This window comes from Actinomycetota bacterium, from assembly GCA_030019255.1.
Taxonomy (GTDB): Bacteria; Actinomycetota; Geothermincolia; order Geothermincolales; family RBG-13-55-18; genus Solincola_A.
The window spans coordinates 242,451-269,009 of sequence record JASEFK010000001.1; the positions used below are offsets into that span (position 1 = coordinate 242,451).

The 26,559-nt window shown below is 63.0% G+C and carries 26 protein-coding genes and 3 tRNA genes; 21 read left to right on the forward strand and 8 right to left on the reverse strand.

The window, feature by feature from the left end; all coding sequences use genetic code 11:
• Positions 1-159 precede the first annotated feature (159 nt).
• A complete protein-coding gene (locus QME84_01135) occupies positions 160-822 on the reverse strand; it encodes a thymidylate synthase (GenBank protein MDI6872880.1) in 663 nt (220 codons plus the stop codon).
• Positions 823-1,350: 528 nt separating this feature from the next.
• Between QME84_01135 and QME84_01140 the strand changes: the two genes are divergently transcribed.
• From QME84_01140 to QME84_01160, 5 genes are all read left to right on the forward strand, one after another.
• A complete protein-coding gene (locus QME84_01140; GenBank protein MDI6872881.1) occupies positions 1,351-2,163 on the forward strand; it encodes an acyl-CoA dehydratase activase in 813 nt (270 codons plus the stop codon).
• 1 nt (position 2,164) lies between these two features.
• On the forward strand, positions 2,165-2,860 hold the full coding sequence (locus tag QME84_01145) for a GAF domain-containing protein (protein MDI6872882.1): 696 nt from the start codon (positions 2,165-2,167) through the stop codon (positions 2,858-2,860).
• A 68-nt stretch (positions 2,861-2,928) separates the two neighbouring features.
• Positions 2,929-3,522, forward strand: a complete 594-nt coding sequence (locus QME84_01150; protein ID MDI6872883.1) for a flavodoxin family protein — start codon at positions 2,929-2,931, stop codon at positions 3,520-3,522.
• A 92-nt stretch (positions 3,523-3,614) separates the two neighbouring features.
• Positions 3,615-4,430, forward strand: a complete 816-nt coding sequence (locus tag QME84_01155) for a class I SAM-dependent methyltransferase (protein ID MDI6872884.1) — start codon at positions 3,615-3,617, stop codon at positions 4,428-4,430.
• A 304-nt stretch (positions 4,431-4,734) separates the two neighbouring features.
• The gene (locus QME84_01160) at positions 4,735-6,474 is read left to right on the forward strand and encodes a thiamine pyrophosphate-binding protein (GenBank protein ID MDI6872885.1); all 1,740 of its coding nucleotides are present in this window, start codon (positions 4,735-4,737) and stop codon (positions 6,472-6,474) included.
• Here the strand turns inward: QME84_01160 and QME84_01165 are convergent.
• On the reverse strand, positions 6,459-7,079 hold the full coding sequence (locus QME84_01165) for a lysophospholipid acyltransferase family protein (GenBank protein ID MDI6872886.1): 621 nt from the start codon (positions 7,077-7,079) through the stop codon (positions 6,459-6,461). The two genes, QME84_01160 and QME84_01165, sit on opposite strands and share 16 nt — an antisense overlap.
• Before the next feature lie 259 nt (positions 7,080-7,338).
• On the opposite strand from QME84_01165, the gene QME84_01170 reads away from it, so the two are divergent.
• Positions 7,339-8,016 (forward strand): hypothetical protein, encoded by a 678-nt coding sequence (locus tag QME84_01170; protein MDI6872887.1) that lies wholly within the window; start codon positions 7,339-7,341, stop codon positions 8,014-8,016.
• A 275-nt stretch (positions 8,017-8,291) separates the two neighbouring features.
• On the opposite strand, the gene aroF is transcribed toward QME84_01170, so the two are convergent.
• The 3 genes from aroF to QME84_01185 all read right to left on the reverse strand — a co-directional run bounded on the left by aroF (position 8,292) and on the right by QME84_01185 (position 10,998).
• Positions 8,292-9,305 carry a 3-deoxy-7-phosphoheptulonate synthase gene (aroF, locus tag QME84_01175; GenBank protein MDI6872888.1) on the reverse strand — a complete coding sequence of 338 codons (1,014 nt, stop codon included), beginning with the start codon at positions 9,303-9,305 and terminating at the stop codon, positions 8,292-8,294.
• Positions 9,306-9,423: 118 nt separating this feature from the next.
• On the reverse strand, positions 9,424-9,846 hold the full coding sequence (locus QME84_01180; GenBank protein MDI6872889.1) for a CBS domain-containing protein: 423 nt from the start codon (positions 9,844-9,846) through the stop codon (positions 9,424-9,426).
• A gap of 306 nt (positions 9,847-10,152) precedes the next feature.
• On the reverse strand, positions 10,153-10,998 hold the full coding sequence (locus QME84_01185; GenBank protein MDI6872890.1) for a hypothetical protein: 846 nt from the start codon (positions 10,996-10,998) through the stop codon (positions 10,153-10,155).
• A gap of 304 nt (positions 10,999-11,302) precedes the next feature.
• Between QME84_01185 and QME84_01190 the strand changes: the two genes are divergently transcribed.
• The 6 genes from QME84_01190 (at position 11,303) to QME84_01215 (ending at position 14,933) form a co-directional block, all read left to right on the forward strand.
• Complete coding sequence (locus QME84_01190; protein MDI6872891.1) at positions 11,303-12,049, forward strand: N-acetyltransferase; 747 nt, start codon at positions 11,303-11,305, stop codon at positions 12,047-12,049.
• A gap of 55 nt (positions 12,050-12,104) precedes the next feature.
• On the forward strand, positions 12,105-12,974 hold the full coding sequence (locus tag QME84_01195; protein MDI6872892.1) for a radical SAM protein: 870 nt from the start codon (positions 12,105-12,107) through the stop codon (positions 12,972-12,974).
• 122 nt (positions 12,975-13,096) lie between these two features.
• Positions 13,097-13,474, forward strand: a complete 378-nt coding sequence (locus tag QME84_01200; GenBank protein ID MDI6872893.1) for a response regulator — start codon at positions 13,097-13,099, stop codon at positions 13,472-13,474.
• Between the two features lie 134 nt (positions 13,475-13,608).
• Positions 13,609-13,968: a helix-turn-helix domain-containing protein gene (locus QME84_01205; protein ID MDI6872894.1), complete on the forward strand. Its 360-nt coding sequence runs from the start codon at positions 13,609-13,611 to the stop codon at positions 13,966-13,968.
• On the forward strand, positions 13,905-14,633 hold the full coding sequence (locus QME84_01210) for an integrase core domain-containing protein (protein MDI6872895.1): 729 nt from the start codon (positions 13,905-13,907) through the stop codon (positions 14,631-14,633). Before QME84_01205 ends, QME84_01210 begins: the two co-directional genes overlap by 64 nt.
• A 111-nt stretch (positions 14,634-14,744) precedes the next feature.
• Entirely contained in the window at positions 14,745-14,933 is a 189-nt protein-coding gene (locus QME84_01215) for a hypothetical protein (protein ID MDI6872896.1), read from the forward strand.
• 219 nt (positions 14,934-15,152) lie between these two features.
• On the opposite strand, the gene QME84_01220 is transcribed toward QME84_01215, so the two are convergent.
• Positions 15,153-16,643: a CoA-binding protein gene (locus QME84_01220; GenBank protein MDI6872897.1), complete on the reverse strand. Its 1,491-nt coding sequence runs from the start codon at positions 16,641-16,643 to the stop codon at positions 15,153-15,155.
• 184 nt (positions 16,644-16,827) lie between these two features.
• On the opposite strand from QME84_01220, the gene QME84_01225 reads away from it, so the two are divergent.
• The 5 genes from QME84_01225 to QME84_01245 all read left to right on the forward strand — a co-directional run bounded on the left by QME84_01225 (position 16,828) and on the right by QME84_01245 (position 19,069).
• The gene (locus QME84_01225; GenBank protein ID MDI6872898.1) at positions 16,828-17,001 is read left to right on the forward strand and encodes a hypothetical protein; all 174 of its coding nucleotides are present in this window, start codon (positions 16,828-16,830) and stop codon (positions 16,999-17,001) included.
• 565 nt (positions 17,002-17,566) lie between these two features.
• Positions 17,567-18,364 carry an ATPase domain-containing protein gene (locus QME84_01230; protein ID MDI6872899.1) on the forward strand — a complete coding sequence of 266 codons (798 nt, stop codon included), beginning with the start codon at positions 17,567-17,569 and terminating at the stop codon, positions 18,362-18,364.
• A gap of 39 nt (positions 18,365-18,403) precedes the next feature.
• A complete protein-coding gene (locus QME84_01235; protein MDI6872900.1) occupies positions 18,404-18,769 on the forward strand; it encodes a hypothetical protein in 366 nt (121 codons plus the stop codon).
• Between the two features lie 97 nt (positions 18,770-18,866).
• Positions 18,867-18,942: transfer RNA gene (locus QME84_01240), tRNA-Gly, on the forward strand.
• Positions 18,943-18,995: 53 nt separating this feature from the next.
• Positions 18,996-19,069 (forward strand) — tRNA-Cys (locus tag QME84_01245).
• Between the two features lie 98 nt (positions 19,070-19,167).
• Here the strand turns inward: QME84_01245 and QME84_01250 are convergent.
• Positions 19,168-20,184 (reverse strand): M48 family metalloprotease, encoded by a 1,017-nt coding sequence (locus tag QME84_01250; GenBank protein MDI6872901.1) that lies wholly within the window; start codon positions 20,182-20,184, stop codon positions 19,168-19,170.
• 616 nt (positions 20,185-20,800) lie between these two features.
• Here QME84_01250 and QME84_01255 point away from each other — a divergent pair.
• From QME84_01255 to QME84_01270, 4 genes are all read left to right on the forward strand, one after another.
• Positions 20,801-20,875 (forward strand) — tRNA-Val (locus QME84_01255).
• A 206-nt stretch (positions 20,876-21,081) separates the two neighbouring features.
• A complete protein-coding gene (locus tag QME84_01260; protein ID MDI6872902.1) occupies positions 21,082-21,678 on the forward strand; it encodes a zinc ribbon domain-containing protein in 597 nt (198 codons plus the stop codon).
• The gene (gene thrS / locus QME84_01265) at positions 21,675-23,594 is read left to right on the forward strand and encodes a threonine--tRNA ligase (GenBank protein MDI6872903.1); all 1,920 of its coding nucleotides are present in this window, start codon (positions 21,675-21,677) and stop codon (positions 23,592-23,594) included. Before QME84_01260 ends, thrS begins: the two co-directional genes overlap by 4 nt.
• A complete protein-coding gene (locus QME84_01270) occupies positions 23,594-24,100 on the forward strand; it encodes an HIT domain-containing protein (GenBank protein MDI6872904.1) in 507 nt (168 codons plus the stop codon). The genes thrS and QME84_01270 overlap by 1 nt, the downstream gene beginning before the upstream one ends.
• A gap of 174 nt (positions 24,101-24,274) precedes the next feature.
• On the opposite strand, the gene fusA is transcribed toward QME84_01270, so the two are convergent.
• Positions 24,275-26,356 (reverse strand): elongation factor G, encoded by a 2,082-nt coding sequence (fusA, locus tag QME84_01275; protein ID MDI6872905.1) that lies wholly within the window; start codon positions 26,354-26,356, stop codon positions 24,275-24,277.
• Between the last annotated feature and the right edge of the window lie 203 nt (positions 26,357-26,559).

The following is a 26,559-nucleotide window of genomic DNA, read 5'->3' on the forward strand; positions in this document are numbered from 1 at the left end:
GCCTTTCCATGTTAGTGGCCGGGTACCCGTGTTATCACATTATAAAGGAAGGGGGCACGGATATCACGGTCCTGGTGCCTGTTTGTACGATACGGCATCGGCCCATCCACTTGCCCGGATCCGAATCTCGGCGACGCGACCTTCCGGCTTGCCGCGGGTTCAGGACTTTCCCAGGCGGATCTTGGCCAGCTCCCAGGCGTAGTCGTAGAGGTGCATGCCCTTGGAGAGGGCGATGGTCTCACCGGGTTCCACGCCGATCTCCTCCGCCATGTACTCCTTGAGGAGCTGGATACCCGCCAGATTGGAGGGAAAGCCGGCCCAGAGGTCCCAGGAACGGAAATAGACCACGAAATGCAGCTTGCGCTCCTCGGGATAGATGCGGGTGTCTATCTGGCGGAGGCACGGAGGGTCGTCGAGGTAGATAGACTGGGAATCGCACACCGCCATGCATGCCTGGTTGGTGCCGAATCCCTCCTCCCGGTACATGCGGATGACCTCCTGTATCTGGTGTTCCAGGTACATGCCGTAGGTGTAGTCCTCGTTCTCCGCCTTGGAGCTCGCGGAACACAGCTTTTCCAGGTATTCATGTACGTATTCCATATCCGTGGGAGGGGGCAACCCGATGCCGGGCGGGATGTCGGGGATGAGGGGACGGGTCTCCGGGTACTTTATCTTCACCACCACGAAGTCGTATTCCAGGCGACGGTTCCCCTTGAAGCTGCCCCGGTCGATGACGTATTCCCTGCCCTTATCGAAGATGTTGTAGACGCACTGGAACCAGGCGTCCGGCAGGTCCCTGGCCTCGATGAAGGTGATCTCCATTCCCCTTTCCTCGCTTTCCCGCACGTCCTTTACGAAGCGATAAAGTCCTCTCCAAACCCGCTGTTACGGCGGGGGCCGCATCCGGACCGGGCTTGAACCCGGAAACGGCCGGGCCTTTCGACGTGCCCTTCTTCCCGCCACCGGAGCGCCCTCGCCGCTTCGGCGGCGGGCGGAAACCCCGGCTTTACGAGGATAATGCTAACACCGGGCGGTGACGAAGAACAGGATAAGCCCCCGTGCCGGCATCCTTCCGCCGGGCATGAATATGGGCGAGGTTCATGGGGGTACGGCTTTTAACGGGTTCATCCGCAATGAAGGTGCCCGGATAAACGCCGCCCATGCTGGAGTTTTTTCCGCCTGACCCGACCGCCCGGAGGGGTCTTGCGCCAGCGGGAAAGGGAGCCTCCGTCGGAACCCCTACCGTGCGGCCTGCGCCGGGGAGGGTGAGGATCGCTTCTGGTAGAATGTTCCCGGATCGATGGGAACGATTTTTCGCCGGAGGGTGGTCCACCGGAGGAGATGAGGAGGATGGCTGCTCCGCCGATAGTGGCCGGTTGCGACGTGGGATCGACAACCGGGAAAGCCCTGCTCATGCGGGGGGAAGAAGTGCTGGGCTTCTCCATTATCCCCTGCGCCGTGAGGCCCGAGCTCACCGCCGAACAGGCCCTCGAGCTGGCCATGCGCGAGGCGGAGGTGTCCTCACGCGAGGATATTGCCTACGTGGTGGGGACCGGCTACGGCCGAGTGCGCATCCCCTTCGCCGACGAGAACGTCTCCGAGATAACCTGCCACGGCCTGGGCGCCTACTTCCTCAGGCCGGGCGAGCGCACGCTCATCGACATCGGCGGGCAGGACTGCAAGGTCATACGCATCAATTCCCAGGGACGGGTGGTGGACTTCGCCATGAACGATAAGTGCGCGGCGGGCACGGGCAGGTTCTTCGAGGCCATGGCCCGCGTGCTGGAGGTATCCCTGGAAGAACTTACCAGTTTGTCCCTGCGTTCCGTAAAACCGGCGCAGATCACCAGCCAGTGCAGTGTCTTCGCCGAGTCCGAGGTCATCACCCTGCTTAACGAGGGGGTGGCCCTGGAGGATATCGCCGCCGGCATCAACGAGGCCATCGCCTCCCGCCTGGCCGTGCTGGTGCGCAAGGTGGGCCTGGAGGGGGAGGCCTCCGTGTCCGGGGGCTGCGCCAAGAACCGCGGCCTCATCCTCTCCCTGGAGAGGAGGCTCCAGGTGAAGGTGGAGGAACTGGGCATGGACCCACAGGTGATAGGGGCTCTGGGGGCGGCGGTGATAGCGGGGAAAAAGGCGATGGGCGCGAGCGGCGGGGGTGGGTAAGATGGAGCGGCCCGGGACTCCGGAAGGGGAGGAGAGGTATATCCGGAAGATAAAGGAGCTGGACATGATCTGGCGGCTCAACGAACAGATCATGTCCTTCCGCGATATGGGGAGCCTCCTGCAGAGCATACTCAAGGGAGCCCTGGAGGTCATGGAGGCCACCTCGGGTTCCATAATGCTCATCGACCCGCCGGGAAGCGACACCCTGGTCATCAAAGCCGCCCACGGATTGCGCCGGGAGGTGGTGCAGAAGGCCCGCACCCGGGTGGGGGAGGGCATAGCCGGGCTGGTGGCGGAAAGGAGGGAGGGGATGCTCCTCCTGGACGACCTCATGGACCCGCGGCTACGCACCCGGCGCAAGGTTACCGATGCCCTGAGCGTGCCCATCATCGCCGAGGGCGAACTGCTGGGGGTGCTGAACCTTAACACCAAGCGCGGCCAGGCCTTCGGGGAATTCGACCTCTTTTTACTCAACACCCTCATCAAGCAGATTGCCTCGGCCATAGTGAGGGGCGAGCGCCTGGAGAACCTACGCTCCAGGCTCTCCGTGATCGAGGAGCGGGAGAGGGAGATCGTGGAGGAGATAAGGCGCCTGGACCGGCTCCTGGACGAGAAACGCCGGGAATACCAGAGGTTGCGACAGGAGCACGACAGGCTCCTGCGCGAGATGCAGGGCCTGTCCGGCCCGGTGGCCTGATGGTGTGAACATGACCTCAAGGTTTCAGGGAAAGCGCAACCCTGATTCCTGGTGGAGGACTTGTCGACATGAAGCCGGAAAACCGTTACCTTCTGGCGCTTTACGCCAGCCCGCGGCGACGCGGCAACACCTCCCTCCTACTGGATTCCCTGGTGGAGGGGGCGCGGGAGGCCGGGGTGGAGGCCGTGTCCTTCCGGGTGGCGGAGATGGACATCCGTCCCTGCCGGGGGTGCGACGCTTGCTCCCGCGACGGACAATGCGTCCAGGAAGACGACATGCAGGCCATCTACCCTCACCTGGAGAGGGCGGGCGCCGTGGTCCTAGCGGCGCCCATATTCTCCATGAACATATGTGCCCAGGCCAAGGCCCTAATCGACCGCTGCCAGCGATTCTGGGCCCTGACCTACGTCCTGAAATCCCACCCGGTGAGCGAGGATTTCGCGGTCCGGAGGAAGGGCCTGTTCATCTCCTGCTGCGGGAGGGACGTCCCGGAGACCTTCGAGTGCACCCGCCCCACCGTTGCTTATTTTTTCCATATCATCCGCGTGGGCAGGTGGGACTCCTACACCTATGCCGGCGTGGACCGGGCGGGCGAGATACGAGGCGTGGAGGGGGCCCTGGAGAGGGCGGCCCGGTGGGGAAGGGAACTGGGGAGCGTGTAGCGGGTAGCGCGTGGAGGAAATGCCCCCGGCGGGTTGAGGACCGGACCCGGGTCTTTCCGCCCGGATGGCGTGCGGGAGCGCGGGCGGTGAAGATGCGGCGGGGATGGGAGTCGGCGGGTGGAAGGGAGGAGGGGCCGGGCATGGCCGGCGAAGGCGTTGAGGAGACCCTTGTACCCCCTTACCGGGTCTCCTCCCTGCTCTACGACCGGATGGTGGGGGAGGTCCTCCACCAGGCGTGGCGGGAGAACTTCGAGCGGCTGGAAAGAAGGTACGCCCTGAGTCTGGACCTGGTGGCCGACGTGGCTTGCGGGACGGGCCTGGTCACCCGTTACCTGGTGGAGAGGGGCAGCCGGGTCTTCGGGGTGGACCGTTCGGAGGAGATGCTGCGGGTGGCCGCTGCCCGCCTTAAGGGGAGCACGGGAGTCGCTCTCCTCCGGCAGGACATGCGCTACCTTTCCCTACCCTCAAAGGTGCAGACCCTGGTCTGCGCCACCGATTCCCTGAACCACCTCCTGAGCGAGGAGGACGTTCGCCGCGCACTCTCCTCCTTCGCTTCCGCCCTGGAGGAGGGAGGCCACCTCCTCTTCGACGTGAACACCGCCTACCAGCTGAGGGAAGGGGGCGATGAGACGGAGTGGTCCTTTCGAGTGGAGGGCTGGCGCCTTAACTGGAGGAGCGAATGGGTGGAAGAGACTTCCACCGCCACCCTCACCATGCACCTGGAGCGGGCGGACGGGCGGGAGGGCGGCTGGGTGGAGGTACACCGCGAAAGGGCCTATCCCGCCGACCTCCTGGTTTCCATCCTCGAGGAGGCGGGATTCCGCAGGGTGGAGGTATGGGACGCCGCCGGGCTGGGGAAGCCGGGGGCGAAGACCCGGCGCCTGCAGTTCGCGGCCCTCCGGGGTTAAGCGGAGGTGAGCGGAGGGAGGCACACCCGAATGTAATAAGGGGAGGAAGTACCGCGTGGCGGCGCGGCTCAGCCGCGTACATAACGGGATGGTTTCTACGTTGCGGCAGGCGATCCTGGGACGGAAAGACCCGGGGACCGGCCTTCCTTCCCGGAGAAACGGGCGGACGGAAGCGGAGATAAAGGCTTGTTTCCGCGTGGTGGCGCGGCCTCGCCGCGAATATAATGGGAAAGAGGCGGTTTCCGAAATCGGGGCTGCAGCGGAAGGGTGACGGCAGGTTGGGAATTAAAGAGGAGGGATGGTCATGGCCCTGATGAACGGTGGGGAAGTCCTGGTGCGGGCGCTGCTCAAGGAGGGTGTCAAGTGGGTGTTCGGCATCCCGGGAGGGCAGCTGTGCACCTTCGTTGACGCCATCGCCCGCGTGGGACGTCCCAACGGGATGGAGTTCGTGATGACCCACCACGAGGCGGTGGCGGCGCACATGGCCGACGCCGTTTCCCGGACCTCGGACATGGTGGGGGTGTGCACCGGGACGGTGGGCCCCGGGGCGGTCAACCTGGTGGCGGGGGTCTACGTGGCCTACAACGACAGCATCCCCATGGTGGTCATCACCCCGCAGATCCACTCCGACCGTTCCTATCCCTTCAAGGGATCCCAGCAGCAGCTGGACCAGGTCAACCTCTTCAAGCCCATCACCAAGTGGAACGCCCTGGTGAACCGCTGGGACCGCATTCCGGACCTGGTGCACTGGGCCTTCCGGGAGGCCACCACGGGAAGGCCGGGACCCGTGCACCTGGACTTCAACGTGGACGTCCTCTTCCAGAACGGCGAGATAGACGAGAAGGTCTTCCTTCCCCCGGAGCGCTACCGCACCGAGATCCGGCCCTGCGGGGACCCGGAGGCGGTGGACAGGGCGGTGGAAATGCTCCTCTCTGCGGAGAAGCCCCTCATCCACGCCGGGGGCGGGGTGATGCGCTCCAAGGCCTGGGACGAGGTACGGGAGCTGGCCGAGTACCTCCAGATCCCGGTGACCACCAGCGTTTCCGGGCGGGGCACCCTGCCCGAGGACCATCCCCTACTGCTTCTGCCCAAGGGCATGGGAGCCATCATGGCCGAGTCCACCTCCGACCTGGTGCTCAACGTGGGGTGCACCATGTCCGAGCTGGATTTCTGGGGTCAGCCCAACATGTGGGGAGACCCCTCCTCCCAGAAGTTCATCTACGTGGACATCGACCCCTCCAACATCGGGCTCAACCGGGAGTTCGACCTGGGCATCGTGGGGGACGCCAAGGCGGTGCTGCGCCAGATAATCGAGCGGGTGAAGAAGGAGACCGGGCCGGTCGAAGGTCCGCGCGATTTCATGTCCGGTTACCGCGAGCTGGAGGAGCAGGCCCTGAGCTCCTACGAGGAGATGGCGCGTTCCGACGCCAAGCCTATCCATCCCCTGCGCCTGGTCACCGAGGCGGTGGAGTTCCTGGGCCGGGACGGCATCCTGGTCATGGACGGGGGCAACACCGCCCTGTGGACCAACATCGCCGGAAGGGTGTACCATCCCCGTTCCTACCTTTTCGCCGAGGGGACCGGGCAGCTGGGAGTGGGTATCGGCTTCGCCATGGGAGCCAAGCTCGCCAACCCCGATCGCCCGGTGTACATCATCCACGGGGACGGTTCCTTCATGATCAACTGCCAGGACATCGAGACCGCGGTGCGCTACAAGCTCCCCATCATCGACATCATCGCCAACGACAGCGCCTGGGGCATGATCAAGGGGGCCCAGCACGCGGCCTTCGGGCAGCGCTACTGTGGGGTGGAGTTCGGGGAGATACGCCACGATCTCCTGGCCGAGGCCATGGGGGCCAGGGGAATAAGGGTGGAGGATCCCGGGGACATACGGCCGGCCCTGGAGGAGGCGGCCGCCTCCGACCGCCCGGTGGTCATCGACGCCGTGGTGGACAAGGAAGCCAACCTGGACGTGCCGGTGCTCTTCCAGATGATCGTCCAGCTCTGGCTGAAGGGCTGCCCCGAGCCCTACTGCGGGGCTTGAGCGGGCTCCTCTTCCATGACTTCCCAGTCCGGGGGCAGCAGCTCCCGGACTTTATCGCGTATCAGGCGGGTCAGCTCCGGCAGCACCTTGTGCGGCCTTCCCTCCAGGCGGGGCACCTGGAAGGGCTTGCCGATGTTGATGTGGTAATCTTTTCCTTTTTCCTCGGTGATACCGATGGGCAGGACGGGGACACCGGTCTTCCAGGCGAAGTAGGCGGCCCCGTGGGTGAAGGGATGGAGCTTGGTGTCGTCGTGGCGGGTGCCTTCAGGGAAGATCCCCACGCATTCGCCGCGGTCGAGATATTCCATGGTGCGGCGGATGGCCTCCGGCCCGGGCTTCTCCCGGTCCACGGGATAGGCGAAGAAGATGCGCACCATGAGGCATTCGAAGAGGCTGTTGCGGGGGTCGAAGGCCTCCTTCTTGGCCATGAAGCGCACCGGCCGCTTGAGGGCCAGGTTGATGGCCACCGGGTCCTTGCGGCTGTTATGGTTGGCCACCACCAGAAGAGGGCCCTTGCGGGGCACGTTTTCGTATCCCGTGCAGCGGTAGTGGTAGAAGAGCGCCACCACGCGGAAGATGGGCCAACCTATCCAGAAACGTATCAATCCGAACACCTCCTGCCATCGGGCGGGACGGGCTCCGTCCGGCGGGGCCCGGAATTCGCGCTCGGTCCACCGGATCGAGGGCCTTGCCCGGCGGGAAGACCTCACCGGCGATGAACCACCGACTCGTCTGCGCCTTTCTATAAAAGGTATCACAGCCGCGGTCGAGAAGAATATATTTAGGAGATGGAGAGGCGATGAGGAGCCTGGAGGGCAGGTTGGCGAGAAAACGCAGGCGTGATTAGTGGAGGCGGAAATAACCATGGTGAAACACAGGGCTTTCTTTTACGCCTACCGGGGGACTCCCGGGGTGGGCGTCCTGGCCCGACACCAGCACGAGGGCTGGCAGAGGGTGAACCTCTACGCCTTCGGGGTGGATATGGATAACCTCCAGAAATTCCTGGAGGAGGAGAAGGGTCTGGCCCTCATCGACCGGGGGATCCTGGCGGCCAGGCCAGCCCAGTCCAAGGTGATCATCGCCGGTGGGGTGGTCCTCAAGGGGATCACCTGCCTGGCCGGCGAGGGCCGCGGAGCGGAAGAGGTGGTCACCGCCCTGGAGGAGACGGTGCCGGACTTCAGGATGATGGGACCGGACGATTTCCGGAGGCCGGAGATCATCTCGCCCCTGGAGGTCTACGGATTCTCCTACCGGCACAAGCTGATCGGCATATCGCGGGTGGTTTTCTTCGAGTACGCCACCCAGTTTTCCCTGGCGGGCATCTTCCGGGACCAGGACCGCAACCTCCTCGACGAGCTGCACGTTGCCTTGACCGAGCTCCATCCTTACCTGACCATCCCCAGTCCCCTGCGCACCGAGGAGCGGGACCAGAGAGTGGAGTTGAACCTGTTCATGGAGAGGTTCCCGCTCAAGGAGGACCTCCAGGAGGACTTCGTGCGCGCCATTCAGGGTTTGCCGGAACTCTCCTTCTTCGCCCTTTAGGGGACCTCGTCGTCCGGGCGCGGGTTACGGGGTCTGCCCCGGCAGGAACAACCCCGAGAATGCCCGCCTCGCTGCTCAAGCGCAGGGTTCAGGAATGGAGGTGCCTCACCGAGTCTTGCCCTGCCTCTCGGCCCATGGGTGCAAGGAGGGATGCGCGGACTCGGCGGCCCCGGAAGCCTTCCGTCGGTTTCCAGATCCCGGGACGGAAAACCTGCTTCCCGTCGTGAAGGCCTAGGCAGGGGGCCTTTTTTCCTTAGAGGTCACCGGTTCCGGGTTTAGAGGGTCCTCCCGATGGCCGCAGCCACCTTGCGCAGCTTGCCCATCAGGTTGGAGAAGGTCTCGAAATCCAAGGATTGTGGCCCGTCGCACAGGGCGGCGTTGGGGTTGGGGTGGATCTCGATGAGCAGGCCGTCCGCCCCCGCCGCGATCGCAGCCAGGGACATGGCGGGCACCAGGGAGGCGATACCCACCGAGTGGCTGGGGTCCACCACCACCGGGAGGTGGGTTAACTGCTTCAGGGCGGCCACGGCGGAGAGGTCCAGGGTGTTGCGGGTGTAGGTCTCGAAGGTGCTTATGCCCCTCTCGCAAAGGATGATGTTACGGTTGCCCTCCTTGATGATGTACTCGGCGGCCAGGAGCAGGTCCTCTATCTTGGAGCTGGGGCCGCGCTTGAGCAGCACGGGGTGGCCGCTGCGGCCGATCTCCGTGAGCAGGACGAAGTTCTGCATGTTGCGCGCCCCGACCTGGATGATGTCCGTGTACTGGCAGAAGACGTCGATGAGGCGGGGATCGGTCAGCTCGGTGACCACCGGGAGCCCGGTCTCCTCGCGGGCCTCGGCAAGATAGCGCAGTCCCTCCTCTCCCAGGCCCTGGAAACTGTAGGGGCTGGTGCGGGGCTTGAAGGCCCCGCCCCGGAGGACGGAGCCCCCGGCCATCTTCACCAGCCGGGCGGTGTTGAGTATCTGCTCTCGGCTTTCCACCGCGCAGGGGCCTGCCATGACCACCACCCGGTCGCCTCCTATGCGCACTCCCGCCACCTCTATGACTGTGTCCTGGGGGTGGGTCTCCCGGGCGGCGAACTTGTAGGGCTTGAGGATGGGGATTATCTTTTCCACGCCGGGGTACCCGGCCATGGTCTCCACGATCTTGGTCTTGTCGTCGCCGATGACCCCGATAACCGTCTTGCGGACACCGTAGATGGGATGGGTCTTCAGGCCGAACTCCTCGATCTTACGCATCACCGCTTCGACCTGTTCGCGGGTGGCGCCCTCGGACATGACCACGATCAACGTCATCACCTCGCGCAGGGAATTTAAAAAGAAAGCTACCACCGGGCGGCGGGGGTGTCAACGCGCCTTCAGTGCCCCTGGTTGGAAAATTGAAGGAACCCGGCGCGGATGCGGGAGCTCAGGAAGGATGCCCGCTCTCGAGCATCTCCACCAGGGTCCTTATGAGGTCGGTCTCGGTGATGATGCCCACCAGCTTCCCCTCCTCCACCACCGGGAGGCCGCCTATCTTGTTCTCCAGTATCAGCCGGGCCGCCTTCTCGAGGGGGGTGTCCGGGGTCACGGTTATGGGGTCCGGGGTCATGATGCCCCGCACCTGTATGCGGTCCAGGATGTATTCCACATAGCGCCTTTCCTGCACCACGGCCGAGCTCATGTCCGCCTGGCGCACGTCCCGGTCAGTGACTATGCCCACCAGCTTCCCCTCCTCCACCACCGGGAAGCGGCGCAGACCGAGTTCCCTGATCAGGCGGCGCGCTTCCCGCAGGGTATCGTCGGGGGAAAGGGTCACGGGATCGATGCTCATGCGTTCCTTTACCAGCACGAGAACCTCCTTGCTCCGGGTCGTCGCGGCGAGCGGTTCAGTTGCCCTAATTATAACCCATGCCGCCGGTATTCCCAGCCCCGCGGGAGGGGGCCTGTGGCTTCCGGATATTTACAGAAAATGCGCAAGCTGGAGGATGTGGGAATTTTTTTCGGGCTGTCGGTATCGATTCATCCGCTCCGGTAAGGTGCATATACCCGTTTACCGGTGCACGCTGAAATGATATGCCCGCCGGCCGCTGTGCTTCGCTTTGCGCCTCCATGTCTTTGCGGGGTGTACGAGGTGACGGAGAAAGACCATCGACTGTCAGTATACCCATCCCGGAAAGGTGCATATGCCCGCCGGCCGGTTCACGTTGCGGTACATTTCCACGTCCTTCCAGGGCTCGCCCAGGATGCCGTCGTGGATGGCCCAGCTCCTCCCGCGGACCGTCCTCTCCGCTCCCGGCATGCGGAAGGGGGTACTTCCGTCCAACCGGCGGTAGAGCTTCCCACCGGGGCGGAATTCCCGGTCGATCTCCTCCATCTTTTTCCTGCCCCGGACGTAGTTGAAGCCGTGATGCTCGAAGATGATGGCGTCGTGGTAGGCGAGGGGTTCGGCGAGCAGCATGTCGTGCCCCATGGCGGACACGAAGCTCAGGGCCAGTGGAAGGAACTCCCCTAGCAGCCGTAAGCCTCGCCTGACCTGTCCGGGAGCCAGCCCGGCCTGCATGGCGCGGATCTCCTCGGGGATGTTGCGCCGCGTGGTTCCGAACTTGGTGCGGCGGCCGGCGTCGTCGATGTCCGTGTTGAAGCGGGGCGAGCGCGGGTCGTTGACGATAAGGAAGGTCACCTCCACCTTGAAGAAGGCGGTATCCGCGATCTCCAGGAAGAAGATGCAGTCACGGTCCTCCGGGTGTTCCCGGACCTCTATGATGGCGAAACCGGCCTGGCGCGGCGCGATGAATTTTACCACCCGCTCACCGTCCGCGTTGGTGAAGTTGACCCGGTCTATGCGGAAGAGGTCGAAGACGCGCTCCGGGATGAGCAGGGAATATACCTTTTCCTTGACCTCCGGGTCAAGCTGGTTGAGGGCGTGGATGCTGTGATGGGGCGCGTTTCCTACTAGGGAAAGCAGGCTTTCCCCCGTTTTCTGTGCACTGTTCAGGGGCATGACTCCATTCCGCGACGTGTGACCAAGAAACCGCTTCCAGCGGGTACTATTATAGTGTATGCGAAGCGGGCGGTGACCGAACGGAAGGCAAAATCAGCCCCCGGGAGGAGGGTAATCCCTGGGGATTAACGGGAGGCGAGGAGGCGTAAGGGCGGAGGGCAGCCACGGGGCTGGAGGAGGGCGGGAGTGACGGGGCGACCCGGAAAATCCTTCCATCCAGACAACGTGCCGATAGTAGGGCGATGGGGGTTCACCAGGCTCAAGGTGTCCTGTCGGGCTGGCGGGGCGAGAGGAGAGGCGGCGGATGAGTTCGACGGAGGAGCGAAGGGACGAATACCTGGACACGCCGCGCGGGAGGGTGTGGATAAGGGCCCACGCCCGCCCCGATTTCATCGCCTCGCTGCAGCTTGACGGTGGGATGGGCATCTTCGCCGCTCCCCACTATCCTCCTTCCCGCGAGAGGAAGGCCCTGGAGAGGCTGGCCTCCCATCCGGAGAGCAACATCATCGTGGCCTATACCGAGGAGGGTGTCATCGTGGGTTTCGTGGCCATAGCGCCCCCCAGTCCCGCCGAGAGATGGGGAAGGCTCTCCGGGAAGGGACTTCTGGAGGCCATGGCCATCGAGGTCAGCCGCGGCTGGCGGTCCCTGGGCATTGCGGACAAGATGCTCGCGTGCGCCGTCAAGGATGATTTCTTCGCCGACAAGATTGTCATCTGCACGGGGTACTCCTGGCACTGGGACCTGGATTCCACGGGGTTGAGCAAGGAGGAGTACCGCCGCATGCTCCTGCGCTACCTGGAGAAGGCCGGGTTCCTTTACTACGACACCGACGAGCCCAACGTCAACCTGGACCCGGCCAACTTCTTCACCGCCTACATCGGGCCCAAGGTCAGCGAGGAGCTGTCTCACGAATTCGAACGCCTGCTCTTCAAGGACCCGGATTGGGCGGATTTCCGCGGCCGCCCACGCACCATAGCCGAGGTGTTGGGGAGGAACGACCTCCTGCCCGGAGGTGACGACGGCGTGCCGGGCGGGAACGGAGGAGCCTGAGGGTGCTATACTTTTGATGATGCGGCCGAAAAGCCGCCGGGGTTGAGGGAGAGAGATGCGATACCGCGGCCTTGTGATCAGGCCTCCCAGCGAGGCCGACAGCTACATCCTGCAGGTCACCTACGGGTGTTCCCACAACGCCTGCACCTTCTGTCCCACCTACAAGGGGATGCGCTTCCGCCCCCGGCCCATCGAGGAGATCGAGGAGGACATTGCCGCGGCGTCGCGCCTCATCCCCTACACCCGCCGCGTCTTCCTGGCCGACGGGAACGCCCTGTGCCTGCCGTCGCACAGGTTGGAGGAGATACTCAGCCTCCTGCGGAAGGCCTTTCCCCGCCTGGAGAGGGTGGGGATATACGCCAACGGCAGGGATATCAATCGCAAGTCCCGGGACGAGCTGCGCAGGCTGGTGGAACTGGGACTGGGCATCGTCTATCTGGGCCTGGAGAGTGGGGACGACCTCGTGCTCCGCAGGGTGCGCAAGCTGGACACCTGCGAGGAGATGGTGGAGGCGGTGCTCAAGGCCAAGGAATACGGGCTTCTGACCTCGGTCATAGTGCTGCTCGGACTGGGCGGAAAGGAGGGTTCCCTGCGCCACGCCCGCCTGAGCGCGGAGGCGGTATCCAGGATGAATCCCCATTACCTCAGCGCGCTCACCCTGATGGTGGTGCCGGGAACTCCCCTCTACGAGGAATGGAGGAGGGGGGAGTTCGAGATGCCGGACCAGGCGGGCCTCCTGGAGGAGCTGCGGGAATTCATCTCCGCCTGCCGGCTCGAGAACTGCGTCTTCCGCACCAACCATGCCTCCAATTATTTACCATTAAAGGGTATTCTTTCCAGGGACAAGGATAAGCTCCTGGAGATTATAGACCGGGCCTTCCGACGGCCGGAGATGTTGAGGCCGGAGTTCATGCGGGGACTTTAAACAGCTCGAGGGCTGGGCGAAGCGGTGCGGCTGTAATTTTTTTCCGTATGGACTCAAGGCGGCAGCGCGGAAAAACGATACTTAAAGTGAGGCCGTGGGAGGCAAAAAAGGAGCATACAAGGATGAAAACGGTTGCCTACATCGAGGACGACCCAGACATGATAGACCTGGTGTCCATCATCCTCCGCAAGCACGGGTACCAGGTCACCGGGTTTACCGAGAGCAGGGAAATAGTAAGCAGGCTGGAGGAATTGAAGCCTGAACTCATTCTCCTGGACCTGATGATGCCTCACGTGGACGGCCTGGAGGTTTACAAGGAGATAAAGAGCCGCGAGGGAATGGCCGGGGTGCCGGTGATCATCATCTCGGCCATGAAGAGGGCGGTGGAGGAGATAGAGAGGGAGGGAGAGGTAAAGGTGGAGGCTTGCCTGGTCAAACCCTTCACCATCGGTGAGCTCCTGGAGACGGTGAACAGGGTCATGGGTGAGCGGGAGTCGTGAAGCGTTTCCCGCCCTCTTCGCCTCCATCCGCCGACTTGAAAGGCCACTTCTGGGGGACATGCCTAGGTTCATAAACATGGTGGACACCCCCTATACTTGCTTTGTAGTAAAAGAAGCGAAGCAAGGAGGTGTCCATGAAAGGAAGTGTAGGAACCACCACCAGCATCTATCATACCCGCCTTCCCCACCAGAGGAAACTGGAACGGTTGGGAAAGTGGCTCGACCTCTCCAAGGAGGCCAGGGTGAGGCTATCTTGGCTTGCCCACTACAAGAAGCACAAGAACGTGAGCCTCACCTGCCGGAGGTTCGGGATCTCGAGGAACACCCTCTACAAGTGGGTGGGAAGATATCACCGCCTAGGCCCCCGGGGCCTGGAGGACCTCCCCGGGCCCCCAAAAGGAGGAGGGTATCCAGAATACCCTGGCAGACGGTGGAGCTCATCTGCGACCTGCGCAGGGAGCATCCCGCCTGGTCCAAGCACAAGCTGGCGGTGATCCTTAAAAGGGACTACGGCATAAAGATCTCCGCCTCCAGCGTGGGAAGGATCATGAGAAGAAAGGGACTCTACGACCAGCGGGTGCAAAGGAGGAAGAGCAAGGCCGCCAAAAGGAAGAGGCGCCTGCGCTGCGAGCGCTGGATGAAGAAGGCCTTTCCGGGATGCCTGATCCAGGTGGACGTGAAGCACCTCTACTTCGGGGGGAGGAAGTACTACCCGTTCACGGCGGTGGACTGCTTCTCTCGGGTGGCCTTCTCGCGGGTATATTCCTCCGCGAGCTCCGCCTGCGCCCGGGCCTTCTTAGAAGAGGTGAAGGCTTATATGCCGTTTTCCGTCCTCGCCCTGCAGACGGATAACGGCTCGGAGTTTTTGAAGCATTTCGATTCGGCCACGGAGGAGGGGCTCATCACCCATTATTTCAGCCATCCCTACTGCCCCAAGGACAATGCCTTCGTGGAGAGGAAGATCCAGACCGAGGGGTACGAGCTCTGGGCCTTCCGGGAGGGCTACACCGTGAAGGAGTTAAACGAGATACTGGATGAGTGGAATTACACGTACAATTACGAAAGGCCCCACCAGGGCCTGGGTTACCTCACTCCCATGGAGTTCCTGAGTCAGTGGATGGAGGAGAGCAAGGATAGTGAGTTACTGTCCACGATGTAGTGAACCAGGACACGGGGTTGACTTGGTGGGGGTAAGGGAACAAAATGGAGGGGGTCCGACCTGGACGGGACCGGGCCTTTCCCGCAAGGTTGAGGTACGGAGGTGAACCAGATGACGGAGCATGACGAGGTCCTGACGACGGGAGAGAAGGCTCCGGCCGGAAAGTATTACTGCGACAAGTGCGGGTACGAGTACGAGCACAAGGATGAGAATCAGCCCCTCCCCAACTGCCCGGACGAGGGTATCTATACCATATGGAACCCGGTCCGGCTGAAGCCGCGCTTCGTGGAGAGCATCTGATAAGCAACTGCCGCTTTCCGGTGACAAAGCCCCTCCGGGGGCTTATTTCTTTGTCTTCCGGAATAGCGGGACGACGCTTCCGGCGGCATGCATACGAGATGGGCAGGCCGGAAGCCGCGGGGCAAAGGGGCACGGGAACGCTGAGGGGCGGATAGGCAATGGCCCGGGGTCGGCAGGAATGCCGGGCGCAGGAAGCCTGGCTTAACGGTTAGCGAGGTTTCATCCCGCGTTGGACCAGGTGCGGTCGGCACCCATACGCTGGAGGTAGCGCCGGTAACGGAGCATCTTGGAAAGGATGCCCGCCGCCTTCTCCGGGGCGGTGAAGATCACCGTCTCCCCGGCTTCCAGGTCGCGCAGGTTTTCCTCCCCGATGAACTGCATCTCCACGAAGACGATGGGCTTCCCGTAGGTGCGCATGAGCTCCTTGGCCCGGGCGAGAAGGTTGAGGTTGCGCTCCTTGAGCTCGATGAAGAAACTCTTTAGGGCGTCCTCGCTCATCTCCATGATCAGGTTCTGCGAGACCAGCACGTTCAGGCCGATGATGGTCCCCGTTCCCAGGGAGCCCAGCACCACCACGGCGTCCACTTGCGGGGAGGCGGCCATGGCCTCCAGGATGGCCAGGTGGGTCTCAATGTAGATGTTGCCCACAAGGTCCACGGGGTTGCCGTGGCTCCAGAAGGGCGGAAGCAGGCGGTCGCACACCTCCATGACCTCCCGGTCCAGCTCCGCCAGGCGAAGCCCGGCCATGGCCGTGGCGTCGGTGGCCAGTACCCCCCAGCCTCCCCCCAGGGTGATGATGCCCAGGCGGTCCCCGGCGGGGAGGGGAAGCCTCTCGAAGGATTTAGCCAGGTCCAGCATCTCCTGCGAGGTGTCCGCCCTGATGGCCCCGCACTGGCGGAAGGCCGCGTCGTAGACCTCGTCGGAACCGGCCAGGGAACCGGTATGGGACATGGCCGCGCGGCTGCCCTCCTCGGTGCGGCCGGACTTGATGACGATGACCGGCTTGCTCAGGCTGGTACGGGAGACGACCTCCACGAGCTTCCGTCCGTCGTCCACCCCCTCCAGGTAGGCCAGGATGAGCGAGGTATCGGGGTCCTCTCCGAAGTAATCTATGTAGTCGGAGGCGTGAAGCAGGGCCTCGTTGCCGCTGCCCACGAACTTCCCGAAACCTATTCCCTGGTTCATGGTCCACCCCAGGAGATTGGCGCCCACGTTTCCGCTCTGGGAGACGAAGGAGATCCTCCCCGGCCTGAGGTGCACCGGGGCTCCGACGGCGTAGAGGTTGTGGGCGGCGTTGACCACCCCCATGGTGTTGGGTCCCACCACGGTGAGGTTCTGGCTGCGCGCCACCCGGATCAGCTCCCTTTCCAGGCGGGCTCCTTCCTCCCCCACCTCGGAGAAGCTGGAGGAGATGACCACCACGTGGGTGATGCCGCGCTGGGCACATGCCTCGAGCAAGCCGGGCACGGTGTTGGCTGGAGTGGTGATGATGGCCAGGTCGGGAGCCTCGGGCAGGTCGGCGACGGAGGGATAGGCGGGAAGGCCGTGGATGCTCTTTTCCCGCGGGTTAACGGGGAATATCCTCTCCCGGGGAAACCCCCCGGCCATAAGGTTCACCAGCAAAAAGGAGCCCCACTTGGAGGGGACGTTGGACGCCCCCACCATGGCGATGGAGCGGGGCTTGAAGATCTTGTCCAGGTCCTTAGCCATGAAAACCTCCTTTCCGGGCTCTGCCCGATTATAGGTGAAGCGGGTGAAGGGTACAAGGAGCCGGCCCCACCCCTTGCCGGACGGGTCGAAGGAGGGGTTGACAGGATTTGTTTTTATGTTATATTAATGTTGAAATTGTTAAATATATATAATTTTGTTCAACATGAGTAACGAGGTGGTGGGCATGAGAGAAGCGCCCAAGCTGCAGCTGGACGATTTCTACTGGTGCGATGACCTGCACGTGCTGCGGGAGCTTCGCGATGCGGATACCCTCGAGCTGCGGGGTTTCCGGGCCTACTGCAAAAGGATGAAGAAGGATATCGACGATTCCTTCTGCCACCACTGTTTTCTTCATTGAGCGACCTCATCGCATCTCGTCCTTCAACCGGTCGGGGCGGCTCCTGCCGCCCCGACACCCCTTTCGCTGAGGAAAAGGGACGGCGATCACGCCTGCTCGAGGTACGGGGATGCAGGAGGCATGCGGGGTGGGAAAGGCGGGAAAAGTACGGGATCGGGGGATCAGGAAGGCGTCCACTGATGAGGAGACAGGAGTGCGTCGGGGCCGCGAGGGCCCCGGAAGGAAGGCCGATCCTCCCACCCCGGAAGGAGACGCAGAACTTCGAGGTGAGCCTAACATGAACAGTTTTAAGGTAAGGAAATTCGGCCAGGTGACCGAGAAACAAAAGAATGGTGCAGTTAAATCGTATGTTTACCGGTATTAAAATGGAAAAGTTTACCAGTACTGAATTGGAAAAACACCAGGTTTAACCATGCAAGTTTTCGATTTTTGGTCAGCCTGTCGAGAGGTGACGACGAGGGTATAGCCCCGAAAATGTGGAAGAGAAGTTGCGGATCGGAAGGCGGGGTGAGGGCGCCGCTCCGGGTGCGGGGGTTGAACGGCAAGGCGGGGACGGGTGATAATCATGGATATGAGCGAGGGCGCGGGAAGGAACGAGAACTCGGAACGGGTCCCCACGGGAATCTCCGGGCTGGATGAGATGCTGGGGGGCGGCCTGCTCTCCAACTCCGTGGCCGTGGTAAAGGGTGCCCCCGGAACCGGCAAGAGTTGCATCGGCGTGGAATATATCGCCAAGGGGATAAGGGATTACGGCGAGCCGGGGCTGATCATAACCTTCGAGGAGTTCCCCCGACAGCTATACCGTGATGCCCTGTCCATAGGCTTCGACCTCCGGGAATTCGAGCGGCGTGACCAGCTGCGCACCATATTCACCACGCCGGCCGTCTTCCTGCGCGAGATCCAGCAGCCAGGGGGGATCTTCGACCGGACCATAGAGGAGATCTCTGTGAAGAGGGTCTTCGTGGACTCCATGACCCAACTGGAGCGCATCACCCAGGACCCGGTGGAGCTCCGGGAAATCATGTACACCTTCCTGAACGGCCTGCTCCGCTACGACATCACCGCCGTGGTCACCCAGGAGGACGCCTACATCACGGGCAATATGAGCGTGGCCGAGGCCGGGCTGTCCTACATCGTGGACACCATAATCCAACTCCGCTACGTGGAGATCAGTTCCAGCGTGGACAGGGCCATATTCGTGCTAAAGCACCGGGCCTCGGATCATGACAAGAGGATCAGGCGCATGAGCATAACCTCCTCGGGGGTGAAGGTGGAGGCCGCCTTCGAGGGGAGGGAGGGCATCCTGACCGGCAATCCTTACGTGAGCCGGCGGGTTCGCAGGGCGGAAGAGTTCTTCAAGTGATGAGGGTATCCGATACGGGCTGAGAGGTCATTAAAGGTCATGCTCGATTTCGAGAACCTGGATCCGCAGGTCGGCGCTTTCGTAGATGAATACATAGATTCCTTCATCAGCTGGGATCTGATACTCTTCTTCCACGAAAACCCATACACTGTCGGTTCCCCGTCCAGTATTGCCATGAGCATCGGGCGCCTGGGTTCGGACATCGAGCCCTACCTGGAGAGGCTGGCGGACAAGGGCGTGCTAGCCAGGGAATACCGGGGACAGGGAGGATCGGAGACCATCTACGCCTACAAGCCGGAGCCGGATTTCGAGAAGATGGTCATCGAGTTCAAGAGGGCGCTGAAGGACCGTGCCAGCCGCTTGATAATCGTGAGCAAGGTGCTGCAGAAGGAGGCCGGACGCTGAGAATGGGCCGGGGAAGGGCCGGCCCGGGATGAGGTGCGCGACACTCCCATCTTGAGAAAGGGCGTTTTGGATGCTAAAATATGCTTCGGTGGATCGGGCGGAAGTGGCTCAGTTGGTAGAGCATCACCTTGCCAAGGTGAGGGTCGCGGGTTCGAGTCCCGTCTTCCGCTCCAGGAAGGAAGGGTAGGCATTGAAGCCTACCCTTAATTTCGGTGAACCGTTGCCGGGCGGCGTGGCCAAGTGGTAAGGCAAAGGTCTGCAAAACCTTGATCACCGGTTCGAATCCGGTCGCCGCCTCCAGAAGAGCTGGGGCCTCGACGGCCCCCTTTCTTTACCTGGGCCGCGACATAGAACGCACAGGACGAGGCGAGGAGATCGAAGGCGGTTGCCGGTGGGGTTCAGGTTTCCGTGCGCCGTCGGTTCCCCGCGGGGGAGAGCCCGGGGAAGCATTCCTCCAGGCGGCGCATACGCTCGGTCATGGTGGGCTGGGTTCGAAAGGGCCGGTAGGAAGTGTAATCCACCACCGGGTGGAAGAGCACGGCGTCCAGGTTCCGGGGGAGCAGGAGGAGGTCCCGGACGTCCTCGGCAGCGTGTTTCACCGCCAGGTAGACGGCCTCCGGGTCGCGGAGGGTGTAAGCGGCCTGGAGGTCGGCGTAATGTTCCCTCTCCCGGTCGAGGAAGAGGCGCATGAGCTTGAGAAGCATGAAGGGTAGAAGGGAGACCAGGGCCGCGAAGAGCAGGAGGAGGGAGAGGGCGTAAAGGGGGGCGGGCAGGGGAGCCCGGTTGCGGACCAGGGCGGCCAGCAGGGCGAGGACCAGCAGGGTGAACAGGGTAAGGGCGGGAAGCTCGCGCTGCCGCGTCGGTGTGAGCAACCGGTTCGTGCGGGTGAGGGAATTGCCCGGTCCCGCCAGGCGGAGGAGGACGCTCTGCATGGCGGTGTCTCCGGAGGCGATGTGGGCCAACTCGTGGGCCATGACCGCTTCCCTTTCCCGTTCCGGAAGCTTATCCGCGACCCCCCGGGTGACGAAGACGGCATGGGAGCCGTCGGGAAGGGCGAAGGAGAAGGAGTTGATGTCCGGGTGGGGGATCTCCAGCAGGCGTATGCAATCGCCCGTCCCCGCTCCCAGCAGGGCCGCGTGGAGGGCGTGCTCCAGCCTCCGGTCCGCTTGTCCGGGAGGGAGCGCCGCCACCTGGTGGAATATCCATTTTCCCCCCAGGGCGAAGCGGATGACGACGTATAGGAGGTAGAGCAGCCAGAAGAGCAGGAGGGTCAACCAGTAATCCGTTTCGGAGGACAGATAACGCCGCAAGAGGTAGACCCCGGCCGCGGAGAGTCCCATGACCAGGAGGGAAAAGGCGCCGAAGAGCGCGAACAGTCGCCGGCGGTTCGCGTACACCAGCGAATAGATGTCCACCCGCTGCAACCCGATCACCTCCTTGTGCGATGCGGCGGGACAGCCGGCGACCGTGGTCGATTATTCGTCGTCACCCGGGTGGGGGATGGGATCCGAGCCCACTTCGGCCACCTCAACCGCCCGAGGCAGGGAAACCGGCGACCGTACCCGGTTATTCATCGGCAACCGGGCGGGGGAAATTGATTCCGGCGCACATGCACGCCTTGCGGCGAGGCCCTCCCGCGGGGAAGCCCGGATCGGGATACGCGGCGCCGTTTCAAGGCCGGGAGCATCCCGCCCGATAGCATTTAAGTAGACGGTGTCAAGGGCCCGGGAAATGGATTTGACCGGGAAACGGCGGGGCACGTGTATGACGCTCCATCGCTTGCCGTTCGTGCGGCGGGTTTGCGTGTCGCGACGAGCCTCCAAGGTGGGAAGGCGGTTCCCGTAGGAGCGCCGAGGGCGGGGCATGAAAGGTATCTGATGCTGTACGTTTCAATAAGCGCTTTTAGGGTTGAAAAAGGTAGAGAGATCACCATATCATCCCGGCTAAACAGAAAAGAAACTCAGGAAGAAGGGGGTGATCTCTTGAAGCGGTTGCCAAAAGGAAACAAATACCCGAAAATAATAAAATTGCGGGCGCGTAGCTCAGTGGGAGAGCGCTTCCTTGACGCGGAAGAGGTCGTGGGTTCAATCCCCTCCGCGCCCACCAGGATGGAACCTCCCGATGTGAAGTGGGGGGTTAAGGGATAGACGGGGAACCGACGGCGCGGTGGCGAAAGGTATCGCCTGCCGCGCGACTTTTTAAAGCGCGCGGATGGCGTGAACGTAGGACGTTCAGGACCTCGCGAGCGGTGAAGGGTCTTCGTCCCGGGTTCGGACCACACGTCCGGCCGGTTGAAGGGAATGGAGAGGGAGATGAGATGTCCGCAATGTCAGGCTGAGAATCCTGACGACGCCCAATACTGTTATCTCTGCTACACGCGCTTCGGGGTGCGGGAGAGGTCAGCGGAGGCGGAGGAAAGGGCGCGCCGCTTGGGGGAGGACAACCGCGGTGCGCGGCTGCGCTGTCCCAACTGCGGCGAGCTAAGCCCCGTGGAATCCCCCTTCTGTCTACGCTGCGGCTTCGTCTTCGAGGACATCGAGTCCCTGCTGGTACCGGAGGAGCAGGTCCGTGGATACATGGAGGACAAGGAGCGGAGGGAACGCCTGGAGAATGAGGGTCTGCATTCCCGTCCCATCCCGGTGGAAGGGGACATTGACGGAGTGGAGGTCATGCGCCGGGTGGAGGATGTCCTGGGCGGCGGATACAGGGCCCGCCTCCAGGCACGGGGACGACAGGCCATAGCCCATGCCCTGAAGGTCCTGGCCCTCCTGGGGGAGGAGATGGAGAGGAAGGGAAAGGAGCTCATTCTCAGGGTACGCCTGCTGGACGAACAGGTGGTGAAAGACCTCGAGGACTTGGGCTTGGACATCGAGGCGGAACTGGTGGAGCGTTCTGGAGGCACGGAGTGAAGGTAAGGTTCGGGGAAACGGAATACCGCGTGGAGGAAGGAACCACTATCCTGGATTTCCTGGCCCGGACGGCTGGGGTGGAGGAGGACCGCGCGGTCGCCGCCCGCCTGAATGGGAGGGCCGTGGACCTCACCTCTCCGCTGGAGGAGGGCTCCCTGGAGCTCATCACCTGGGATGACGAGGAAGGTAGGGAAATATACCGCCATACCGCCTCACACGTCATGGCCCACGCGGTGATGGAGCTCTTTCCGGGGACCAGGCTGGCCGTGGGCCCGGCCATAAAGGACGGCTTCTATTACGATTTCGACCTCCCGGAGACCATCGGCCCGGAGGACCTGCCGCGCATCGAGCGGCGCATGGCGGAGATCGTCGAGCGGGACCTTCCGCTGCGCAGGGAGGTCTGGTCCCGCGCCGAGGCCGTGGAATTTTTCAGGGGCCTGGGCCAGGACTACAAGGTGGAGCTGCTGAAGGAGATCCCCGAGGAGGAGGTTACCCTCTACCGCCAGGGGGATTTCGTGGACCTCTGCCGGGGTCCTCACCTCCCCTCCACCGGTCGGCTGCGGCACTTCAAGCTCCTGAGCCTGGCCGGGGCTTACTGGAAGGGGGACGAGACGCGCCCCATGCTCCAGCGCATCTACGGGACGGCCTTCGACCGGGAGGAGGAGCTGGTCGCCTACCTCGACTTCCTGAAGGAGGCGGAGAGGAGGGACCACCGCAGGCTGGGAAGGGAGCTGGACCTCTTCAGCTTCCACGAGGAAGCGGGCCCGGGAGTGGTCTTCTACCATCCCCGCGGCGCGGTCTTGCGGGGCATCATCGAAGATTTCCTCAAGGAGGAGCATCGGAAAAGGGGCTACCAGATGGTCGTCACCCCCCACCTTTTCCGCGGCCGCCTGTGGCACGAGTCCGGGCACATGGACTACTACCGGGAGAACATGTACGTCTTCGAGAAGGAAGGTATGGAATACGTGGTCAAGCCCATGAACTGCCCTGGCCACGTGCTGATATACAAGACCCGGCCCCGTTCCTACCGGGAACTGCCCCTGAAATTCTTCGAGCTGGGGACGGTGTACCGCCACGAGAGGTCCGGGGTGCTGCACGGCCTCATGCGGGTGAGGGGTTTCACCCAGGATGACGCCCATATCTTCTGCCGCGAGGACCAGCTGCGGGAACAGGTGGAGGAATGTCTGGAGTTCGCCTTCCATTCCCTGCGCACCTTCGGCTTCCGCGAGTTCGAAGTCTTCCTGAGCACCCGCCCGGAGAAGTCGGTGGGGAGCGACGAGCTCTGGGAGAAGGCCACCTCCGCCTTGCGCGACTCCTTGCAGGAGATGGGCATCCCCTTCCAGGTGGACCCGGGGGAGGGGGTTTTTTACGGCCCCAAGATCGACGTTAAGCTCAAGGATGCCATCGGGAGGTCGTGGCAGGGGCCTACGGTGCAGGCGGATTTCAACCTCCCGGAGCGGTTCGACCTCCACTACACAGGGCAGGATAATCGTCCCCACCGCCCGGTGGTCATCCACCGCGTGGTGCTGGCCGGGATCGAGAGGTTCTACGGGGTTCTCCTCGAGCACTACGCGGGGGAGCTTCCGCCATGGCTGGCTCCGGTGCAGGTCGTGGTGGTCCCCATCGCCGACCGGCACCTGGATTACGCGAACCGGGTGCGGGAGGCCCTGGCGGCCGAGGGCATGCGGGTGGAGGTCGACGACGACCGGGAGACGGTGAGCATGAAGGTGAGGAAGGCCCAGCTCCAGAAGATACCCTTTACGCTGGTGGTCGGGGACCGCGAGGTGGAAGGGGAGACGGTATCTGTCCGGGACCGGGCGGGCCGGGACGTGCGCGGGGTCCCCCTCCGGGAGTTCGCGGACAGGCTGAGAAAAATGGTGGAAGAACGCGTCACCGTGGCGGAATGGGGGAGCTGATGGAGCGCCTGTGGAGGCCCTGGCGCATGCAGTACATCCGCATGGCGCAGGAGAACGGGGAAGGGGAGTGCATCTTCTGCACCAAGCCGGCGGAGGGCGATGACCGCTCTTCCCTTATCCTTCAGCGGGGTGAGAGGTGCTTCATCATCATGAACCTCTTTCCCTACAACACCGGCCACCTGATGGTGAGCCCCTACCGCCACGTGGGGGAATTGGAGGACCTGGACCGTGAGGAGCTGGAGGAGCTGATGCGCCTCACCGTCCTGGCCGTGGAGACCATAAAGGAGGCCATGCGACCCCAGGGGTTCAACCTGGGCATGAACCTGGGGAAGGTCTCCGGGGCCGGTTACGACGAGCACCTGCACATGCACGTGGTCCCCAGGTGGCAGGGGGATACCAACTTCATGCCCGTGGTTGCAGGGACCAAGGTGATGCCCGAATCCTTGGAGGAAAATTATTCCAGGTTGAAGGAAGCCCTTGAACGCCTTTTGAAGCGCGAAGAATAGGATCCTTCGCGCCGAATCCTCGCAAGCGACCCGGTTGTATGCTCCGGTAAAGCCCGGTCCTCTCCCTGCATCGGGAGGGTCAACTGCCGTGTCTTGGCCCCGGAGGTCATTCCTTAATCTCCCGGTCGTTTTCGGGTAGTGAGGACGGGTGAGGGGAACGTTTCGTTCCTCAGGTTATTCTTTTTTCTCCCGCTCCTGCTTGGCAGCCTCGATGATCTTGGCCGCCAGGTGGGAGGGGACCTCCTCGTAATGGGATAGCTCCATGCGGAAGGTCCCGCGACCCCCGGTTATGGAGCGCAGGTCGATGGAATAACGGAGCATCTCCGCCAGGGGAACCTGGGCCCGGATGCGCTGCAGGCCGCCCACCGCCTCCATGCCCAGGATGCGGCCGCGCTTGGCGTTCAGGTCGCCCATGACGTCCCCCATGAAGGCCTCGGGGACCAATATCTCCACGTTCATGATGGGCTCCAGCAGGTAGGGGTCGGCCTCGGCCACGGCGTTCTTCAGGGCCAGGGAACCCGCGATCTGGAAGGAGATGTCCGAGGAGTCCACCGGGTGGTACTTACCGTCGTAGACGGTGGCCCGCAGGTCGACGATGGGATAGCCGGCCAGGTATCCCTCCTCCATGGCCTTGCGGATGCCCTTCTCCACCGAGGGGATGAACTGCTTGGGTATCACGCCTCCCACTATCTTGTCCACGAACTCGAAACCCCCGCCCCTCTCCAGGGGTTCTATCTCCACCCAGGCGATGCCGAACTGCCCGTGCCCTCCGGTCTGCTTCTTGTGCTTCCCCTCCGCCCGTGCCGTCTTGCGGATGGTCTCCTTGTAGGGCACGCGGGGGAGATCCGTTTTCACGTTGACCCCGAACTTGCGGGACATGCGCTCCATCATGATGTCCAGGTGCATCTCCCCCATGCCGGAGACGATGGTCTGCTTGACCTCCGTGTCCCGGTGCACGGTGAAGGTGGGATCCTCCTCGGCCAGGCGGGAGAGGGCGGTGGAGAGCTTGTCCTCGTCGCCCTTGCTCACGGGTTCCACGGCCAAGGACATGATGGGTTCGGGGAACTCGATGGGGGGCAGGAGGATGGGGTTGTCCTTGTCGCACAGGGTGTCCCCCGTGGAGGTATCGGAGAGCTTGGCCACGCCGCCGATGTCGCCGGCGGGTAGCTCCTTTACCGGAATCTGGGTCTTCCCCCGCACCACGAAGACCTGCCCCACCCTCTCCTCCCTGTCCCGGGAGGAGTTGTATACCGTGCTGTCGGATTTGAGGGTGCCGGAGAACACCCGGAAGTAGGAAAGCCTTCCCACGTAGGGATCGGAGATGGTGTTGAAGACCAGCGACGCCAGGGGGGCATCCTCGCGGGCCGGGAGGGCCAGCTCGCCCCCTCCCTTGCGGGTGCCGCGCACTTCCTGGAGGCGGAGGGGGGAGGGGAGGGTGTTGACCATGGCGGCGGTGAGGAGGTCCACGGCGATGTTGCGCGTGGCGCTCCCGCAAAGGACCGGCACCAGGGTTCCCTCCAAGACCCCGGAGAGAAGGGCATCAAGGACTTCCTTCTCATCGAGCTCCTCGCCCTCCAGGTATTTCTCCATCAGGGCGTCGCTGGCTTCCGCCGCCCCCTCGATGACCTTCTCCCGGGCCGACTGCACATGTTCGGCCATCTCCGGAGGTATCTCCGTTTCCTCCGCTTTCCCTCCCTCGCCGTAAACATAGGCCTTGTTGGCGATGAGGTCCACCACCCCGCGGAACTGGTGTTCCTCACCGATGGGCAGCTGGAAGGGGACCACGCGGGAACCGTAGAGCTCGGTCAGCTGGTCCAGGCAGCGCTGGAAACTGGCATTCTCCCGGTCCATCTTGTTCACGAAAACGATGCGCGGGTACCCGTACTCGTCGGCCATCTTCCAGATTATCTCCGTCTGGACCTCCACACCGGCGACGGCGGAGATGACGAAGACGGCTCCGTCTATAACCCGGAGGGTGGAGACCACCTCGCCGATGAAATCGGCGAAGCCCGGGGTGTCCATGAGGTTTATCTTGTACCCCTTCCATTCGAAGGTCAGGGGGGTGGCCTTGACCGATATCCCGCGCTTCTGTTCGTCGGGGTCGAAATCGCTCACCGTGTTGCCCTCGTCCACCTTGCCCAGGCGCTTGATCACCCCGGCGTTGAAGAGGACGGCCTCGGCGAGCGAGGTCTTCCCGGAGTCGTTGTGGCCGAAGAGGCCCACGTTGCGGATCTTTTCCGTCGCGTACTTTTCCATGCCTATCCCTGTCCTTTACGCTCGGTCCCGTTCTTAACCCTAAATATTATAAGCGCGCCCCCCGCCGTAGGCTACCGCATCCGGTAAGAAAAGGCTTATCCTTCCCACGTCCGTGGAGGGGAACTTCGCGGCGGGGAACCACGGACAAGCGCGCCCCCCGCCGTAGGCTACCGCATCCGGTAAGAAAAGGCTTATCCTTCCCA

Bases quoted from the DNA above. Each gene is read 5' to 3' on its own strand.
- QME84_01200 (MDI6872893.1), top strand. From the start codon at position 13,097: ATGAAAACGGTTGCCTACATCGAGGACGACCCAGACATGATAGACCTG.
- QME84_01155 (MDI6872884.1), top strand. From the start codon at position 3,615: ATGCGGCGGGGATGGGAGTCGGCGGGTGGAAGGGAGGAGGGGCCGGGC.
- QME84_01225 (MDI6872898.1), top strand. From the start codon at position 16,828: ATGAGAGAAGCGCCCAAGCTGCAGCTGGACGATTTCTACTGGTGCGAT.
- QME84_01205 (MDI6872894.1), top strand. From the start codon at position 13,609: ATGAAAGGAAGTGTAGGAACCACCACCAGCATCTATCATACCCGCCTT.
- QME84_01270 (MDI6872904.1), top strand. From the start codon at position 23,594: ATGGAGCGCCTGTGGAGGCCCTGGCGCATGCAGTACATCCGCATGGCG.
- QME84_01190 (MDI6872891.1), top strand. From the start codon at position 11,303: ATGAGTTCGACGGAGGAGCGAAGGGACGAATACCTGGACACGCCGCGC.
- QME84_01145 (MDI6872882.1), top strand. From the start codon at position 2,165: ATGGAGCGGCCCGGGACTCCGGAAGGGGAGGAGAGGTATATCCGGAAG.
- QME84_01185 (MDI6872890.1), bottom strand. From the start codon at position 10,998: ATGCCCCTGAACAGTGCACAGAAAACGGGGGAAAGCCTGCTTTCCCTA.
- QME84_01150 (MDI6872883.1), top strand. From the start codon at position 2,929: ATGAAGCCGGAAAACCGTTACCTTCTGGCGCTTTACGCCAGCCCGCGG.
- fusA (MDI6872905.1), bottom strand. From the start codon at position 26,356: ATGGAAAAGTACGCGACGGAAAAGATCCGCAACGTGGGCCTCTTCGGC.
- QME84_01135 (MDI6872880.1), bottom strand. From the start codon at position 822: ATGGAGATCACCTTCATCGAGGCCAGGGACCTGCCGGACGCCTGGTTC.
- QME84_01195 (MDI6872892.1), top strand. From the start codon at position 12,105: ATGCGATACCGCGGCCTTGTGATCAGGCCTCCCAGCGAGGCCGACAGC.
- QME84_01170 (MDI6872887.1), top strand. From the start codon at position 7,339: ATGGTGAAACACAGGGCTTTCTTTTACGCCTACCGGGGGACTCCCGGG.
- QME84_01140 (MDI6872881.1), top strand. From the start codon at position 1,351: ATGGCTGCTCCGCCGATAGTGGCCGGTTGCGACGTGGGATCGACAACC.
- QME84_01230 (MDI6872899.1), top strand. From the start codon at position 17,567: ATGGATATGAGCGAGGGCGCGGGAAGGAACGAGAACTCGGAACGGGTC.
- QME84_01215 (MDI6872896.1), top strand. From the start codon at position 14,745: ATGACGGAGCATGACGAGGTCCTGACGACGGGAGAGAAGGCTCCGGCC.
- QME84_01160 (MDI6872885.1), top strand. From the start codon at position 4,735: ATGGCCCTGATGAACGGTGGGGAAGTCCTGGTGCGGGCGCTGCTCAAG.
- QME84_01220 (MDI6872897.1), bottom strand. From the start codon at position 16,643: ATGGCTAAGGACCTGGACAAGATCTTCAAGCCCCGCTCCATCGCCATG.
- QME84_01260 (MDI6872902.1), top strand. From the start codon at position 21,082: ATGAGATGTCCGCAATGTCAGGCTGAGAATCCTGACGACGCCCAATAC.
- QME84_01235 (MDI6872900.1), top strand. From the start codon at position 18,404: ATGCTCGATTTCGAGAACCTGGATCCGCAGGTCGGCGCTTTCGTAGAT.